Origin of the sequence: Diaphorobacter ruginosibacter, assembly GCF_014395975.1 — a bacterium.
Lineage (GTDB): Bacteria > Pseudomonadota > Gammaproteobacteria > Burkholderiales > Burkholderiaceae_C > Diaphorobacter_A > Diaphorobacter_A ruginosibacter.
Genome location: NZ_CP060714.1, coordinates 2389278 through 2404238 on the forward strand (window position 1 = coordinate 2389278; position 14961 = coordinate 2404238).

Consider the following 14961-nt stretch of genomic DNA (forward strand, 5'->3'; position numbering starts at 1 on the left):
GCCTCCACCCTCAAAGCAACCATCAACCCAAAAAGAACAAGCCCCCTCCGACACACAGCCGAAGAGGGCCAGGCTCACGAAAGCAGGCAAAGCAGATCAGCCGAGCAACAAAGCATCATCCGACAGCTTTTCCCCCCGAACCTTCTCGAACATCTGCAGCAGATCCGGCACATCCATCTTCGCGCGCTCCTCGCCGGAGACATCAAGCACCACCTGCCCCTGGTGCAGCATGACCGTACGCTGCCCCACGTCGAGGGCCTGGCGCATGCTGTGCGTGACCATCATCGTGGTGAGCTTGTTCTCGGCCACGATGCGCGCCGTGAGTTGCAGCACGAAATCGGCCGTGCGCGGGTCGAGCGCGGCGGTGTGCTCGTCCAGCAGCAGGATGCGCGAGGGCTGCAGCGACGCCATCAGCAGGCTCACCGCCTGGCGCTGGCCGCCCGAGAGGAGGCCGATGCGGTCGGTCAGGCGGTTTTCCAGGCCGAGGCCCAGGGTCGAGAGCTTTTCGCGGTACAGGTCGCGGTTGCTCTTCTTCACGGCGCTGCTCAGGCCGCGGCTGGTGCCGCGCTGATGGGCCAGCGCCATGTTCTCTTCGATCGTCAGGTCCTCGCAGGTTCCGGCCATCGGGTCCTGGAACACACGGGCCACGCGGGTGGCGCGCGACCAGACGGGCTGGCGAGTGACATCATCGTTGTCGATCTTGATGGTACCGCTGTCCACGCCCAGATCGCCGGAGATGGCGTTCAGGAAGGTGGACTTGCCAGCGCCGTTGGAGCCGATCACGGCCACGAACTGGCCTGCGGGAATGTCCAGCGACATGCCGCGCAGCGCACGGGTTTCGATGGGCGTGCCGGGGTTGAAGGTGATGAACAGGTCTTTTGCGCTCAACATGTTTTGCGAATCCTTTTAGTTATGTTGTGAGCACATCAGGCGCCGCGCTTGGCCAGCTTGCGCTTGAGCTGCGGGATCACGAGCGCGATGGTCACGAGCACGGCTGTCACGAGGTTCAGGTCCTGAGCCTTGAGGCCGATGAAGTCGCTGTTGAGTGCAAGCGCGATGAAGAAACGGTAGACGATGGCGCCGATGATGACGGCCAGCGTGGCATAGATCAGGCGGCGCGAAGGCAGGATCGATTCACCCACGATCACCGCGGCGAGGCCGATCACGATGGTGCCGATGCCCATGGAAATGTCGGAGCCGCCCTGGGTCTGTGCGAACAGCGCACCGGCCACGGCCACGAGCGCATTGGAAATCGCCATGCCGAGCAGCACCATGCCGCCGGTGTTGATGCCCTGGGCGCGGGCCATGCGGGCGTTGGAGCCGGTCGAGCGGATCGCGAGGCCGCGCTCGGTGGAGAAGAACCAGTCCATGGCGATCTTCGCTGCAACGACGATCACGATGAGGATGATGGGGCGCGCCCAGTAATCGGGAATGCTCTCGGGCTGCAAGATGGTGAAGATGGTGGCGTCGTTGATCAGCGGGATGTTCGGGCCGCCCATGATGCGCAGGTTGATGGAGTACAGCGCGATCATCATCAGGATGGACGCGAGCAGGTCCATGATCTTGAGCCGAACGTTCAGCCAGCCGGTGATCGTGCCGGCAACGGCGCCGGCGGCAGCGGCCGCCACGGTCGCGACGAAGGGGTTGTAGCCCGAGGCGATCATCACGGCGCAGACCGCGCCGCCAAGTGGGAAACTGCCATCCACCGTCAGGTCGGGGAAGCGGAGCAGGCGAAAGGAGATGAAGACACCCAGCGCGACCAGGCTGAAAATCAGCCCGATCTCAAGAGCGCCCAGCAGGGAAAAGAGTGACATGGACAGTCGCGACTAGAAAAACAAAGCAGGAGCCATGGGGTGCACGGCTCCTGCGTGAGGGATTGCCTCAGTCATGACGAGGGGTAGGTCATGACTGTGTTGCAAGCCGTGCTTATTGCACCACTTGGGCAGCGGACTTGACCAGCTCGTCGGAGAGCTTGACGCCTTGCTTCTCGGCGGCGCCCGGGTTCACGTACAGCTCGGTCTTGTTGCTGACTTCAGGCTTGATGTCGCCGGGCTTCTCGCCCTTGAGGATGCGCAGGACCACCTGGCCGGTCTGCAGGCCCAGGTCCTTGTAGTTCACGCCCAGGGCAGCGATCGCGCCGCGCTTGACGGAGTCGGTGTCGGAGGCGACCAGCGGCAGCTTGGCGTCCTGGCCCACCTTGACGAGGGACTCATAGGCGGACACGACGTTGTTGTCGGTGTTCGTGTAGATCACGTCGACCTTGCCAACCAGGCTGCGAGCGGCCGTGCCCACGTCCACCGACCGCGGTGCGGAGGCTTCGACCAGCGTCATGCCGTGCTTGGGCAGCAGTTCCTTGAGCTGCTTGACGACCACGGCGGAGTTGGCTTCGCCGGGGTTGTACACCATGCCGACCTTCTTGGCGTTCGGCACGACCTTCTTGATCAGCTCGATCTGCGGGTCGAGCGCCAGCAGGTCGGACACGCCGGTCACATTGTTCTTCGACGGCTCCCAGCTCTTGACCAGCTTGGCGGCCACCGGATCGGTCACGGCGGAGAACACCACGGGCACGTCCTTGGTGGCTGCCACCACGGCTTGTGCGGAAGGCGTTGCGATGGCGACGATGGCGTCGGGCTTGTCACCCACGAACTTTCGCGCGATCTGTGCGGCGGTGCCGGTGTTGCCCTGGGCGCTCTGGTACTGCCACTTGAGGTTCTTGCCTTCCTCGTAGCCGGCGGCCTTCAGGCTTTCCTTCACGCCGTCACGGATGGCGTCCAGCGCGGGATGTTCCACGATGGCGGTCACCGCGACAGACTTGGTCTGCGCCACGGCGACGGAGGACAGGGAGGCCATGGCCAGAGCCAATGCGCCAAGGGGTGCCCAGGACAAGTTTTTCATTCTTAACAATCTCCAGTCGGATGGTTTGGTAGTTCCTGTTTTTTACAAGCTGTCGACGGGTTGTGTCTCCACCTGCGGGCGAAAGTCTACAACCTGTCACGCAGGCCGCTAGTATGCGCCGAGGAGGGTGGTGCTGAAACTGTGGATTTACCCTGTATTTGCACAATCGAAACAGGTTTTCTGCGCATTTTTCCGTTTGCACGCGTGCAAAAACGACAAAGCACATGAACCCGAGCGGGGCGCATGTGCTTTCGGCAGGGAAATATGCGTCAGGCGAGGCCTAGCGCCTGCTTACATACCCGAGTAGTTCGGGCCGCCGCCGCCTTCCGGTGTCACCCACACGATGTTCTGTGTGGGGTCCTTGATATCGCAGGTCTTGCAGTGCACGCAATTCTGCGCGTTGATCTGCAGGCGCTCGGCATTGCCGCCCTTGGATTCGTCGGGCACGAATTCATAGACACCCGCTGGGCAGTAGCGCTGCTCGGGGCCCGCAAATTTCGCCAGATTCACATTGACCGGCACGCTGGCATCCTTGAGCGTCAGGTGCGCGGGCTGATCTTCCGAGTGATTGGTGTTGCTGATGAACACGCTGGAGAGGCGGTCGAACGTCAGCTTGCCGTCGGGCTTGGGATAGACGATGGGCTTGCACTCGGCCGCGGGCTTCAGGTAAGCATGGTCGGGCTTGTCGCGGTGCAGCGTCCAGGGAATATGGCCGCGCAGCACAAACTGCTCGATGCCGTTCATGATCGTTGCGGTGAGCAGGCCCTTCTTGAACCAGGCCTTGAAGTTGCGCGCCTTGTTCAGTTCCTCGTACAGCCAGCTGTTCTCGAACGCGGCGGGGTAGGCCGACAGCTCGTCGCCCTGGCGGCCCGCGGTGACCGCATCGAAGGCTGCCTCTGCGGCCATCTTGCCTGTCTTGATCGCGGCATGGCTGCCCTTGATACGGCTGACGTTGAGGAAGCCTGCATCGCAGCCCACGAGTGCGCCGCCGGGGAACACGAACTTGGGCAGGCTCATCAGGCCACCGGCCGCAATCGCGCGTGCGCCATAGCCCAGGCGCTTGGCAGGCTTGATGCCCTTGGACTCGTCGCCTTCCAGGTACCACCGGATATTGGGGTGGGTCTTCCAGCGCTGCATCTCCTCGAACGGCGAGAGATACGGGTTGGAATAGTCAAGTCCGGTGATGAAGCCCAGCGTGACCTTGTTGCCCTCGAGGTGGTAGAGGAACGCGCCGCCGTAGGTGTTGTTGTCCATCGGCCAGCCCGCAGTGTGCAGCACCATGCCGGGCTGGTGGCGCTTGGGATCGATTTCCCACAGTTCCTTGATGCCGATGCCATAGGTCTGCGGGTCGCGTCCTTCGTCGAGCTTGTACCTGGCGATGAGCTGCTTGCCCAGGTTGCCGCGCGCGCCCTCGGCGAAGATGGTGTACTTGCCGTGCAGTTCCATGCCGAGCTGGAATTCACCGGTCGGCTCGCCATCCTTGCCCACGCCCATGTTGCCGGTGGCCACGCCCTTGACCGAGCCGTCTTCGTTGTAGACGATTTCGGCGGCAGCGAAGCCCGGGAAGATCTCGACGCCCAGCGCTTCGGCCTGCTCGGACATCCAGCGCACGACGTTGCCGAGACTGACGATGTAGTTGCCATGGTTCTGGAAGCAGGCCGGCAGCACCATGTTGGGTGTGCGGAACGAACCCTTCTCGGACAGGAACACCATGGCGTCGTCGGTGACGGGCTGGTTCAGCGGCGCTCCCTTTTCCTTCCAGTCGGGGATCAGCTCTGTGAGCGCGCGCGGGTCCATGATGGCGCCCGAGAGGATGTGCGCTCCGGGCTCCGAGCCTTTTTCCAGCACGACGACCGAGATGTCCTGCCCTTTTTCGGCGGCAAGCTGCTTGAGGCGAATCGCCGTGGCCAGGCCCCCAGGGCCTGCGCCGACGATCACTACGTCGTATTCCATGGCCTCTCGCGGGCCGTACTGGGCGAGGATTTCGTCGTTCGTCATGGGTGTCTCGTAAACGTATGGAATTGAAAAACTGCTGGCGCTTGCTGTCTGTCGCAGCTTGGCGAATCAGGAGATTGTATTCATGAGAGCAGCCTTCTTTCGCACGGGCGTGCGATTTGGTGTCGGGAATGAGACTCGCTGAACGGAAAAAGCCTGCCGCGGCCTGGCGGCAGACAGCCTCAGTCCGTGGGCAGCAGGATGAGCCGGGCTTCCAGCCCGCGGCTCGCACCGGGCGGAGGGGAGGCCAGAACGAGCCGGGCGTCATGCTTTTGCACAATGCTCGAAACGATGGACAGGCCCAGTCCATAGCCGGTTCTTTGCGCACTCTGGCGCACATGCCGGCGCTTGAGCCGCTCCAGCAATTCCGGCGGAACACCGGGGCCTTCGTCACGTACCGCGATCTCGGAACCCGGCCCCACGATGATCTCGACGCTGCCGTTGCCCGAATAGGCCAGCGCGTTCTCGACGAGGTTGCGCAGGGCGATGGCGAGCGCATCGAAGTCGCCCTTGCAGGTGAGGGCCTGGGGCGCTGCGGCCTCCGGGGCCGGTTGCGGCGTGATCAGCTCGAGCCGATCGGCGGCGCGGTCATCGAGCCAGAACTCACGCGCCACCGTGGTGGCGAGCTGCACCAGGTCGACGCTGTCGCGGGTGAATGGAACACTCGACTCCGCGCGCGAGAGCTGCAGCAGCTTTTCGGTGCGATGGCTCAGCGTCTGCAGCGACTGCAGGGCCGCCTGTACATCCTCGCGGCTCAGCCCGTGGTCCAGCGCGGTCTGCAGCCGCAGGCGGGCGGTGGCGAGCGGCGTGCGCAGCTCATGCGCGGCGTTGGCGGCCAGCGCACGTTCCACATCCAGTGCCTGGGAAAGCCGCTCCAGCATGCGGTTCATGTGCTCCTGCACCGTGGCGATCTCGCGTGGCGGCGCATCGAGCTGGACCGGGTCAAGCTGGCGCCCGTCGCGCTGAGCGATCTCGCCCGAGAGGTCCTCCAGCACGCGCAGTTCCTTGCGGGCGATGTTGCGCAGCAGGAAGGCGAGCGCCGGCAGTACGGCGATGAACGAGATGATCAGCCCGTACAGCGTGCGGTTCACCGTCTCGCTGCGCTCGGCCAGCGGATCGGCGACCTGCAGGAACACGCCGTGGGTGGGGTGGCGCTGGGTGTAGACCCGCCATTTCCCGTTGTTCTCGAAGCCGGGCACCAGGGCCACATCGAACATCTCTTCCCGGGCCTCGGCCGCCCGGGCCAGTACCTTGGTGTCAGGTGTGACGAGGCGGTAGAGCACCTCGGCATCGGCGAACGATCCTGGCGAGGGAATGATCAAGGGATACTGCCGGTTGCCGCTCTCTTCGGCTTCCTCCAGGTGGTCCAGGGCGATGTCGAACATGCGGTGGGAGACCTCCACCAGCTCATTGTCGAAGTTGTAGTTGATCTCGCGGCTCGTGTACCAGACCACGGCCAGAAGGCTCAGCAGCCACACCCCGCCGACCCACAGGATCAGCGTCTTCGTGAGCCGCCCGGCAAGCGTATCGACGCGGGACATCAGTGTTCCGGCTGGCTGGTATGCGTGGCCAGCCGGTAGCCCAGGCCGCGCATGGTTTCGATGTGGTCGCGCCCCAGCTTGCGGCGCAACCGGCTGATGAAAACCTCCAGGGTGTTGCTGTCCGTGCTGTCGTCAAAGCTGTAGAGCGCATCCAGCAGGCGTTCGCGCGTGTGGGTGCGCTCGGGCCGGGTCGCCATCACGCGCAGCAGCGCCCATTCCTTGGGGGTGAGGGGAATCTGCACTCCCGCGCGGTACACCTGCTCCTGCGACAGGTCGATCTGCAGGTCGCCCATCGCGAGGACCGGGGCCGCACCGGCATTGCGGCGGCGCTCGACGGCGCGCAGGCGTGCCAGCAGCTCCGCCGGGTCGTAGGGTTTGACGAGGTAGTCGTCGGCACCGGCATCAAGGCCCAGGATGCGATCACTGACCTGGTCCTTCGCGGTCAGCACGATCACGATGGGGCGATCGGCGATCGCGCGTACCTGGGGCAGGAGCGCGAGGCCCTCGCCGTCGGGAAGATGCAGGTCGAGCAGCACGGCCGCATAGGGCGTGGTCAGGAGCGCGGTTCTTGCCAACGCAAGCGTGGGCACGGCATCGACCACGAAGGCCTTCGCATGCAGATAGCTGCAAACCGCCTCGGACAGCGCGCGATCGTCTTCAACAAGCAGTACACGCATGGTTTTTCTGAAGATTCCAATCCGGGCAAGTGTAGGGGAGGTTGGCGTACGCAGCGCCTCCACACTCCATTCAGCATTTGTTCAGGTAACGGCAATAGTCTGCGAAGACCGTCAGTGATTCTCCGGCTGCAGCGTTTGCGTCCGGCACCCGGTTTCGTTCTCTGCCCATGCCTTCCTGGACCACACGCCGCGTGCTCGGCTGGACTGCCGCCGCACTGTTATTGATCATTCTTTGGGACGCCTCCGGCCTCGATCTGCCCTTTGCACGACTGTTCGGAACCGCCGAGGGGTTTCCGCTGCGCGGCAACAAGGCCTTCGTGATGGCCTTTCATGAGATTCCCCGCACGGTCAGCAGCCTGGTCGTGGTGGCGCTGATCGTGGGGGTCTTCAGGCCGTGGCTCTTCCTCAGGCGCCTCGCCAGGAGGGACCGGGTTCAGCTCGTGGTCTCCGTCCTGGGGGCCATGCTGCTGATCACGCTGCTCAAGAAGATGAACACCTCCAGCTGTCCCTGGGACGTGAACGAGTTCGGCGGCGTTGCCAGCTACGTGTCGCACTGGGCCTTGGGCGTTCGCGACATGGGGCCGGGGCATTGCTTCCCGGCGGGCCATGCCTCGTCGGCGTTCGGCTTCCTGGCCGGCTGGTTCGTCATCCGCCGCACTGCACCGGAGATGGCCACGCGCTGGCTGGCCGTGACCATCGCGCTGGGCCTTGTCCTTGGATTGGCGCAGCAGCTCAGGGGAGCCCACTACATGAGCCACACCTTGTGGACCGGCTTCTTCTGCTGGACGGCCGGGCTGCTCACGGAATGGGCCTGCCGCGCATGGGTGCAGAGGAAACCGGTCTCGCTGGCCACCGCATCAAAAGAAGAGCTTCAGCCATGAACACCCGATCCATCGACATTCCGCTGCCGTCACCTACCGCGGGCAGCAGCGCAACACAGCGGCACGTCCCGTTGCCGGGCCCCATCAAGCGGATCGACGAATATCTCTCGCGCTCCATGTCGGCGCAGAAGATCGTCGTTCTGCTTTCGCTGTACTTCATCATCGCCACCAACTGGCCGCTGTGGTTCCAGCTGGCCCGCATCGGCGGTGCGCCCAGCCTGTACATGCGCTCCGCCGTCGTTCTGGGCGTGCTCATTGCCTGTGGCACAACGGCCTTGCTGGCCGCCACGGCCTGGACGCGCGGCATGCGCTTCGTCTGGCTCGCGGTCGCGCTTACCGCCGCACTGTCTCAGTACTACATGCTGACCTACAGCGTGGTGATGGACCCCGGCATGGCGGGCAACGTGATGCAGACCGATGCCCACGAAGTGGCCGACCTGCTGGGCTGGCACATGCTGTTCGGGGTGGGCATCGTGATGGTGCTGCCGGTGTGGTGGCTGCTGCGTGTACGCATCCCGGCCATGAAGCCCCTGCGCCAGATCGTGCGCAACCTGCTGCTGATGGTCGTCTCACTGGCGGTTGCCGCCGCGCTGGTGGCCGCCATGTCGCGCGACCTGGCGCCACTGATGCGCAACAACCCCCAGCTGCGCTATATGCTTAACCCGATTGCCAGCCTGTATTCGGCCGGAGTGTCGGTGATCCGGCCACTGGTCACTCGCAAGAAGCAGCTCATCCCGATGGGAGCGGGTGCCGCGTTGGGCGCCACCCATGCGGCGGGCAGCAAGCCGATGCTGTTCGCGCTGGTGGTGGGCGAGACGGGCAGGGCGGACCACTTTGCGTTGAACGGCTACGACCGCAACACCAACCCGCAACTGGCGGCACGCGACGTGCTGAACTGGTCGAATGTGCGCTCCTGCGGCACCAGCACGCTGGCGTCCGTTCCCTGCATGTTCTCTCCCCTTGGAAAGAAGGATTTCGAATCACGCAAGGACGACTACGAGACGCTGCTTGACGTGGTGAAGGCGGCCGGCATGAATGTGCTGTGGATCGACAACCAGTCGGGCTGCAAGGGTGTGTGCGACCGGGTTCCCCATGTCGTTGCCTCCGAGGGCCTGAGCGCGGACCAGAAGCAGAAGTACTGTGATGCAAGCGGCGAGTGCCGCGACCTTGTGATGCTGCAGAACCTTCCACAGCGGCTCGATGCCATTCCGGCCGACCAGCGCAGCAAGGGTGTCCTGCTGGTCTTCCACCAGATGGGCAGCCATGGCCCGGCATACTCCAAGCGCTCATCGGCTTCATCCAAGCTGTTCAAGCCCGAGTGCACGACGGAAGTGCTGGCCGACTGCAGCCACTCCGAGCTGATGAACGCCTACGACAATTCCATCGTCGAGACGGACCGCTTCCTTGGCGCGACCATCGACTGGTTGAAAACCCAATCGGGCACGTATGACACAGGCATGCTGTACCTGAGCGACCACGGTGAATCGCTGGGCGAGTACGGCCAGTTCCTGCACGGCCTTCCGTACAGCGTGGCCCCCGATGTGCAGAAGCATGTGCCGATGATCTCGTGGCTGTCGCCCGGTCTCGCGCAGCGCGAACAACTGTCGCTGGCCTGCCTGCGGGGCACCTCCGATACCGCCTACACCCACGACAACCTCTATCACTCGATGCTGGGCGTGCTGGATGTGAAGTCGCCCAGCTATCGGGCGGACATGGACCTGTGGGCGAAGTGCTCGGGAGCGAGCGTCGCGGACGCCCGCTAGTTGATCGAGGAGAAAGCTGCTGTCCGCCTTGCGGCGGCGCTTCAGCTCTTCTTCTCGCGCGGCACACGCCCCATCAGGAAGAACTCCGGATTCGGTGGCATGTTCGAGAAGCTCGCAATGCGGTTGGACAGGCCGAAGAACGCCGTGATCGCGGCAATGTCCCAGATGTCCTCGTCATCGAAACCATGCGCATGCAGGGCCTCGAAGTCGGTGTCGTCGGTCTCGGCTGCGCGTTCGCAGATCTTCATGGCGAAGTCGAGCATGGCCCGCTGGCGCGGCGTGATGTCCGCCTTGCGATAGTTCACCGCGACCTGGTCGGCCACCAGCGGCTTCTTCTCGTAGATGCGCAGCAGCGCGCCATGCGCGACCACGCAGTACAGGCACTGATTCGCCGCGCTGGTGGTGGTGACGATCATCTCGCGGTCGCCCTTGGTGAGGTGGCTGGTACGGCCCACACTCTCGGGATCCATGAGCGCATCGTGGTAGGCGAAGAATGCCCGCCATTCCGCGGGGCGGCGCGCCAGCGCGAGAAAGACGTTCGGAACGAAGCCGGCCTTTTCCTGCACTTCGAGAATCTTGTCCTTGAGGTCCTGGGGCAGGGTGTTGAGATCGGCAAGGGGATAGCGCACTGACATGGGATGGGTCTCCATTGGTGTTGTTGTCGATGCCTCAAGCATAGCGCGCGCCCAAGCATGCTTCGGGGCGCGGGTGATCAATCCATTCCGCATATGCAGAAGCGATAAGCGCATATCGAACCGTGATCCAATGCCGGCAACGATTCACCGCTTGTTCCGCACTCGATTTCCGACTTTTCCCCGCCATGCCAGGATTGCTTTCCAAAGACGACCAGGGCCAGCTCCAGGTCTTGCTGCCACGCGTGAGCCTGGCCCTTGTGCCCACCCCGCTCGAGGCACAGCCCCACATGGGGCGCAAGCTGGGGGTGGCCCTCAGCGTGAAGCGCGATGACCTGACCGGCCTGGCCTTTGGCGGCAACAAGATCCGTCAGCTCGAGTACTACTTCGGGCAGGCGCGCGAGCAGGGCGCCACTGCGGTGCTGGTGAGCGGAGCCATCCAGTCGAACTACACCCGGGCAACGGCGGCCGTGGCCGCGCGCCTGGGACTGCGCTGCCATGTACAGCTGGAGAATCGGGTGCCTTCGATGCGCAGCGAGGCCTATGAGCATTCGGGCAATGTGCTGCTCTCGGACATCTACGGTGCCAGAGTGAGCCGCTTCGACAATCCTGACGACGAGGTGGGCGCCGATGCGGCGATCCATGGGATTGCGCAGGGCCTGCGGGAGCGGGGCGAAGTCCCCTACGTCATTTCGTTGAAGGCCGACAGCGATCCGCTGGGCAGCGTCGGCTATCTGCATGCGGCAGCCGAGTTGCTGTCGCAGCAGCCGGATGTGAGCCATGTGGTACTCGCATCGGGGAGTGGGCAGACGCAGGCCGGCCTGCTGTTCGGCCTGAGGTTTCTCGGCTCCGCCGCACGCGTGCTCGGCGTCAGCGTGAGGCGCGATGTGCCGGCACAGCGGCAGCGGGTGCTGTCCCACTGTGCAGCGCTTGCGCGGATGCTGGATGTACCGCCGGTGACCACAGCGCAGGATGTCGAGGTCTTCGACGGCAACCCGGATACCAGCTACGGACTGCCTGACGCCCGGCTACTCGATTTCCTTCTGGACGTGGCACGCAGCGACGGCCTGCTGCTAGACCCCGTCTATACCGGAAAGGCCTTCGCCGGCATGGCACGCCTGAGAGAGCAGGGCCACCTGCCCGCAGGCGCCCGTGTCGTCTTCGTGCATACAGGCGGCATGCCGGCGCTGTTTGCCTACGGGCCCGAGTTCCAGTCGCGCGCCGCTGCACGCCATCAGGGGTGAAGCGAATGCAGGGCCTGCACGCGGGGCTATGCAAGGCGCTCGAGTTTCCACTCCATCGTCCCCTTCCACCAATCCACTGTTTTACGGTAGTCCGTCAGGAGTTGTCATTCATGAAGTTCGTTAGGGCCGGCATCGCGCTGGCTGGCATGCTTGTGCTTTCCCCTGGGCAGGCGCAGACCGCCGCAGGTACCCTGGGCAAGATCCAGAGCGGCAACAAGGTCGTGATGGGCGTACTCGAAAGCTCGCCGCCCATGTCGTATGCGATCGGTGCGGATCGCCGCTACATGGGCTATCACGTCGAGCTGTGCGAGAAAGTGCTGGGCCGGATCGCTCCGCAGGCCCGCATCGAGTACATGGCCATGACGCCGCAGAACTCCCTGCCTCTGGTGCAGAACGGCACGGTCGATATCGGCTGCGGTCCCAAGACCAACAATCTGGCGCGCCAGAAAGAGGTCTCGTTTGCCGTGACCACCTATGTCAACCAGGTGCGCATGGCCGTGCGTGCGGATTCCGGCATCACTTCGTTCAAGCAGCTGGATGGCAAGAACATCGCCGCATCGGCAGGCACCACGTCCGTGCAACTGCTGCGCAAGTTCGGCCGCGAGAATGGCCTGAATCTCACGCCGCAGCTCGGCAAGGACCAGTTCGAGAGCTTTCTTATGCTGGAATCAGGCCGTGCCGACGCCTTCGTCATCGATGACAACCTGCTGGCAGGCCTGATCGCAGGCTCGAAGAACCCCGGCGGCTACCGGATCGTTGGTGAGGTGCTCGGCGCCGAGCCCATCGCACTGGTGCTGCGGCGGGACGATGCGGATTTCAAGAAGGCCGTGGATACCGCGCTGACCGCGATGATGAAGTCCGGCGAAGTCGCAAGAATCTACGACAAGTGGTTCACGCAACCCATTCCTCCCTCCAATACGTCGCTGAATCTGCCGATGAGTGACGCGCTCAGGCAGTTGCTGAAGGAGCCGAACGACAAGCCCGTCGAGGCCTACAACAGCTGAGCCGGGGCATCCAGGCCGTCCAGCGCGCCGTCACGCTCCATTCTGTGTCGTCCGTCATCAGCGGGCGTGTGGCCAGTAGGGGCGCTGGAGGTCGAGAAAACCGTCCATCGCCTCGCTCAGCGCGTCGAGTCTGCTCGCGCCGCCCGGATCCAGCGCCTTCAATGCAAGGTGGACAGCCTCCAGCGTGGACAGTTGATGTTCGGCATGGGCCTTGCGGATCGCATAGCGCGATGCGGGAACGTCGGCCAGCGCCAGTCGCGGCAACCGTGCCAGCAACGGATTGGCGCGGAGCATCTGGCGGCTGTGGCGCCAGGTGGCATCCAGGACGACCAGCCGCGTGCAGGCAGCGGGCGAGTGCGCGGGTCCGGGATCCTGCTGGCCTTCTGCATCTCCTGGATACAGCAGCCACGGGCGAACGGCCTCGCCTGAGGAATTCCACGGCGCATGGAGCAGCTCGGCGTCAAAGGTTTCACCAACCTCCATCCGGCTGTTCGGCAGGCAGAGGTGCAGCAGCTGTCCCGTTCCCTTGGCGTGCCCCACCTCGTCCGGGTGCATGAGGATCAGCACCTCCACCCGATGCGCCACCCTGCGGATGGCCGTGCACACGCAGGCCGAGGCGGGTCGCAGGCAGTGCGGGCAGATCGCCCTGCGTGGAACGGAAGGAAGAACAGGAATTGGCGGCACGGGCGGACGGATCGTCAAAACGCACTATCGAAATGCTTTGGAAAAAAGAAAAGTGCCTGCGATTGTCCCATCGCAGGCACTGAATCAACGGAGTTTCCGCGCGCCATTGGCCGGGGCAGCCGGTCGGGCGCGCACCGGCTTACAGCTTGCCGGCCTTCTGGCGTGCGATCGCATCCGCCACGCCCTTGCCGTAGGCCGGGTCGGCCTGGGTGCAGTGGTCGATGTGGCGCTGGACGATGTGATCGGAGACACCGGCGATGTTGCGCGCGGTGTTCTCGAACAGCAGCTGCTGCTTCTCGGGCGTGAGCAGGCGGAACAGGTCGCCCGGCTGGGTGAAGTAGTCGCTATCGTCCTCGCGGTAGTTCCAGCGGCTGGCGTCACCATAGAGCTTTTCCACGGGTTCGGCGAACTCGGGCTGCTCCTGCCATTCGCCCTTGCTGTTGGGTTCATAGGCCAGGGTTCCGCCATAGTTGCCGTCAACGCGCATGGCGCCATCGCGATGGTAGGCGTGATAGGGGCACTTGGGCGCGTTCACCGGGATCTGGTAGTTGTTCACCCCCAGGCGATAGCGGGCAGCATCGGCGTAGGCGAACAGGCGCGACTGCAGCATGCGGTCGGGCGAGGGGCCGATGCCGGGCACGAGGTTGCTGGGCGCGAACGAGGCCTGCTCCACGTCGGCGTAATAGTTGGCCGGATTGCGGTTGAGCTCCATGATGCCCACCTCGATGAGCGGAAAGTCCTTCTTGCTCCACACCTTGGTGAGATCGAACGGATGGAAGCGGTAGGTCTGTGCCTGTTCCTCGGTCATGATCTGCACGCAGAGCTTCCAGCGGGGGAAATCACCTCGCTCGATGGCTTCCAGCAGATCGCGCTGGCTGCTTTCGCGGTCCTTGGCGACAACGGCGGCGGCTTCCTCGTCCGAGAAGTTCTCGATACCCTGCTGGCTGACGAAGTGGAACTTCACATAATGGCGCACACCTTCCTTGTTGATGAAGCTGTAGGTGTGCGAACCAAAACCGTGCATATGGCGATAGCCGCGCGGAATGCCGCGGTCGCTCATGACGATGGTGATCTGGTGTAGCGCCTCGGGCAGGCCCGTCCAGAAGTCCCAGTTGTTCTCGGCCGAACGCAGGTTGGTGTACGGATCGCGCTTCACGGCCTTGTTGAGATCCGGGAATTTCAGCGGATCGCGGAAAAAGAACACGGGCGTGTTGTTGCCCACCAGATCCCAGTTGCCTTCCTCGGTATAGAACTTCACCGCGAAACCGCGAATGTCGCGTTCGGCATCGGCCGCGCCGCGCTCACCTGCCACCGTGGAAAAGCGGGCGAACAGCTCGGTCTTCTTGCCCACCTGGGAAAACAGCTTGGCGCGCGTGTACTGGCTGATGTCACCGGTCACCGTGAATGTTCCAAACGCACCGGAACCCTTGGCATGCATGCGGCGCTCTGGAATCACCTCGCGATTGAAGTGGGCGAGCTTTTCCAGATGCCACAGGTCTTGAAGCAGCATGGGGCCGCGCGGCCCGGCAGTCATCGAATCCTGGTTGTTGGGCACCGGGGCGCCAGCGGTCGTGGTGAGGCGTTTCGTCATGTGAACTCCTGAGGGTTGGGATTGATGGCTATTGAAATCAATTTGTGATTGATA

13 protein-coding genes are annotated in these 14961 nt (G+C 63.8%); 4 read left to right on the top strand and 9 right to left on the bottom strand.

The features are described 5' to 3' along the window. Nucleotides 1-96: 96 nt before the first annotated feature. From H9K76_RS10790 to H9K76_RS10815, 6 genes are all read right to left on the bottom strand, one after another. Nucleotides 97-891 carry an ABC transporter ATP-binding protein gene (locus H9K76_RS10790; RefSeq protein ID WP_187600230.1) on the bottom strand — a complete coding sequence of 265 codons (795 nt, stop codon included), beginning with the start codon at nucleotides 889-891 and terminating at the stop codon, nucleotides 97-99. 35 nt (nucleotides 892-926) lie between these two features. Continuing rightward, complete coding sequence (locus H9K76_RS10795) at nucleotides 927-1814, bottom strand: ABC transporter permease (RefSeq protein ID WP_187600231.1); 888 nt, start codon at nucleotides 1812-1814, stop codon at nucleotides 927-929. A 112-nt stretch (nucleotides 1815-1926) separates the two neighbouring features. Further along, complete coding sequence (locus H9K76_RS10800; protein WP_187600232.1) at nucleotides 1927-2895, bottom strand: ABC transporter substrate-binding protein; 969 nt, start codon at nucleotides 2893-2895, stop codon at nucleotides 1927-1929. A gap of 291 nt (nucleotides 2896-3186) precedes the next feature. Continuing rightward, the gene (locus H9K76_RS10805) at nucleotides 3187-4893 is read right to left on the bottom strand and encodes an electron transfer flavoprotein-ubiquinone oxidoreductase (protein WP_187600233.1); all 1707 of its coding nucleotides are present in this window, start codon (nucleotides 4891-4893) and stop codon (nucleotides 3187-3189) included. Nucleotides 4894-5072: 179 nt separating this feature from the next. Then, on the bottom strand, nucleotides 5073-6431 hold the full coding sequence (locus H9K76_RS10810) for an ATP-binding protein (protein WP_187600234.1): 1359 nt from the start codon (nucleotides 6429-6431) through the stop codon (nucleotides 5073-5075). Beyond that, the gene (locus H9K76_RS10815; protein ID WP_187600235.1) at nucleotides 6431-7108 is read right to left on the bottom strand and encodes a winged helix-turn-helix domain-containing protein; all 678 of its coding nucleotides are present in this window, start codon (nucleotides 7106-7108) and stop codon (nucleotides 6431-6433) included. The genes H9K76_RS10810 and H9K76_RS10815 overlap by 1 nt, the downstream gene beginning before the upstream one ends. A gap of 167 nt (nucleotides 7109-7275) precedes the next feature. Between H9K76_RS10815 and H9K76_RS10820 the strand changes: the two genes are divergently transcribed. Both H9K76_RS10820 and H9K76_RS10825 read left to right on the top strand, forming a co-directional pair. Beyond that, nucleotides 7276-7989, top strand: a complete 714-nt coding sequence (locus H9K76_RS10820; protein ID WP_187600236.1) for a phosphatase PAP2 family protein — start codon at nucleotides 7276-7278, stop codon at nucleotides 7987-7989. Then, complete coding sequence (locus H9K76_RS10825) at nucleotides 7986-9752, top strand: phosphoethanolamine transferase (RefSeq protein ID WP_187600237.1); 1767 nt, start codon at nucleotides 7986-7988, stop codon at nucleotides 9750-9752. Before H9K76_RS10820 ends, H9K76_RS10825 begins: the two co-directional genes overlap by 4 nt. Nucleotides 9753-9793: 41 nt before the next feature. On the opposite strand, the gene H9K76_RS10830 is transcribed toward H9K76_RS10825, so the two are convergent. Further along, nucleotides 9794-10387 (bottom strand): peroxidase-related enzyme, encoded by a 594-nt coding sequence (locus H9K76_RS10830; protein WP_187600238.1) that lies wholly within the window; start codon nucleotides 10385-10387, stop codon nucleotides 9794-9796. Nucleotides 10388-10572: 185 nt separating this feature from the next. On the opposite strand from H9K76_RS10830, the gene H9K76_RS10835 reads away from it, so the two are divergent. Next, on the top strand, nucleotides 10573-11628 hold the full coding sequence (locus tag H9K76_RS10835; protein WP_187600239.1) for a D-cysteine desulfhydrase family protein: 1056 nt from the start codon (nucleotides 10573-10575) through the stop codon (nucleotides 11626-11628). Nucleotides 11629-11738: 110 nt separating this feature from the next. Next, the gene (locus H9K76_RS10840) at nucleotides 11739-12632 is read left to right on the top strand and encodes a transporter substrate-binding domain-containing protein (protein WP_187600240.1); all 894 of its coding nucleotides are present in this window, start codon (nucleotides 11739-11741) and stop codon (nucleotides 12630-12632) included. A gap of 57 nt (nucleotides 12633-12689) precedes the next feature. Here H9K76_RS10840 and H9K76_RS10845 read toward each other — a convergent pair whose 3' ends face one another. Next, nucleotides 12690-13307, bottom strand: a complete 618-nt coding sequence (locus H9K76_RS10845) for a tRNA-uridine aminocarboxypropyltransferase (RefSeq protein WP_187600592.1) — start codon at nucleotides 13305-13307, stop codon at nucleotides 12690-12692. A 148-nt stretch (nucleotides 13308-13455) separates the two neighbouring features. Further along, nucleotides 13456-14907, bottom strand: a complete 1452-nt coding sequence (locus H9K76_RS10850; protein WP_187600241.1) for a catalase — start codon at nucleotides 14905-14907, stop codon at nucleotides 13456-13458. Nucleotides 14908-14961 lie beyond the last annotated feature (54 nt).

Bases quoted from the DNA above. Each gene is read 5' to 3' on its own strand.
- H9K76_RS10790 (WP_187600230.1), bottom strand. From the start codon at position 891: ATGTTGAGCGCAAAAGACCTGTTCATCACCTTCAACCCCGGCACGCCC.
- H9K76_RS10820 (WP_187600236.1), top strand. From the start codon at position 7,276: ATGCCTTCCTGGACCACACGCCGCGTGCTCGGCTGGACTGCCGCCGCA.
- H9K76_RS10805 (WP_187600233.1), bottom strand. From the start codon at position 4,893: ATGACGAACGACGAAATCCTCGCCCAGTACGGCCCGCGAGAGGCCATG.
- H9K76_RS10850 (WP_187600241.1), bottom strand. From the start codon at position 14,907: ATGACGAAACGCCTCACCACGACCGCTGGCGCCCCGGTGCCCAACAAC.
- H9K76_RS10835 (WP_187600239.1), top strand. From the start codon at position 10,573: ATGCCAGGATTGCTTTCCAAAGACGACCAGGGCCAGCTCCAGGTCTTG.
- H9K76_RS10840 (WP_187600240.1), top strand. From the start codon at position 11,739: ATGAAGTTCGTTAGGGCCGGCATCGCGCTGGCTGGCATGCTTGTGCTT.
- H9K76_RS10795 (WP_187600231.1), bottom strand. From the start codon at position 1,814: ATGTCACTCTTTTCCCTGCTGGGCGCTCTTGAGATCGGGCTGATTTTC.
- H9K76_RS10800 (WP_187600232.1), bottom strand. From the start codon at position 2,895: ATGAAAAACTTGTCCTGGGCACCCCTTGGCGCATTGGCTCTGGCCATG.
- H9K76_RS10830 (WP_187600238.1), bottom strand. From the start codon at position 10,387: ATGTCAGTGCGCTATCCCCTTGCCGATCTCAACACCCTGCCCCAGGAC.
- H9K76_RS10825 (WP_187600237.1), top strand. From the start codon at position 7,986: ATGAACACCCGATCCATCGACATTCCGCTGCCGTCACCTACCGCGGGC.
- H9K76_RS10815 (WP_187600235.1), bottom strand. From the start codon at position 7,108: ATGCGTGTACTGCTTGTTGAAGACGATCGCGCGCTGTCCGAGGCGGTT.
- H9K76_RS10810 (WP_187600234.1), bottom strand. From the start codon at position 6,431: ATGTCCCGCGTCGATACGCTTGCCGGGCGGCTCACGAAGACGCTGATC.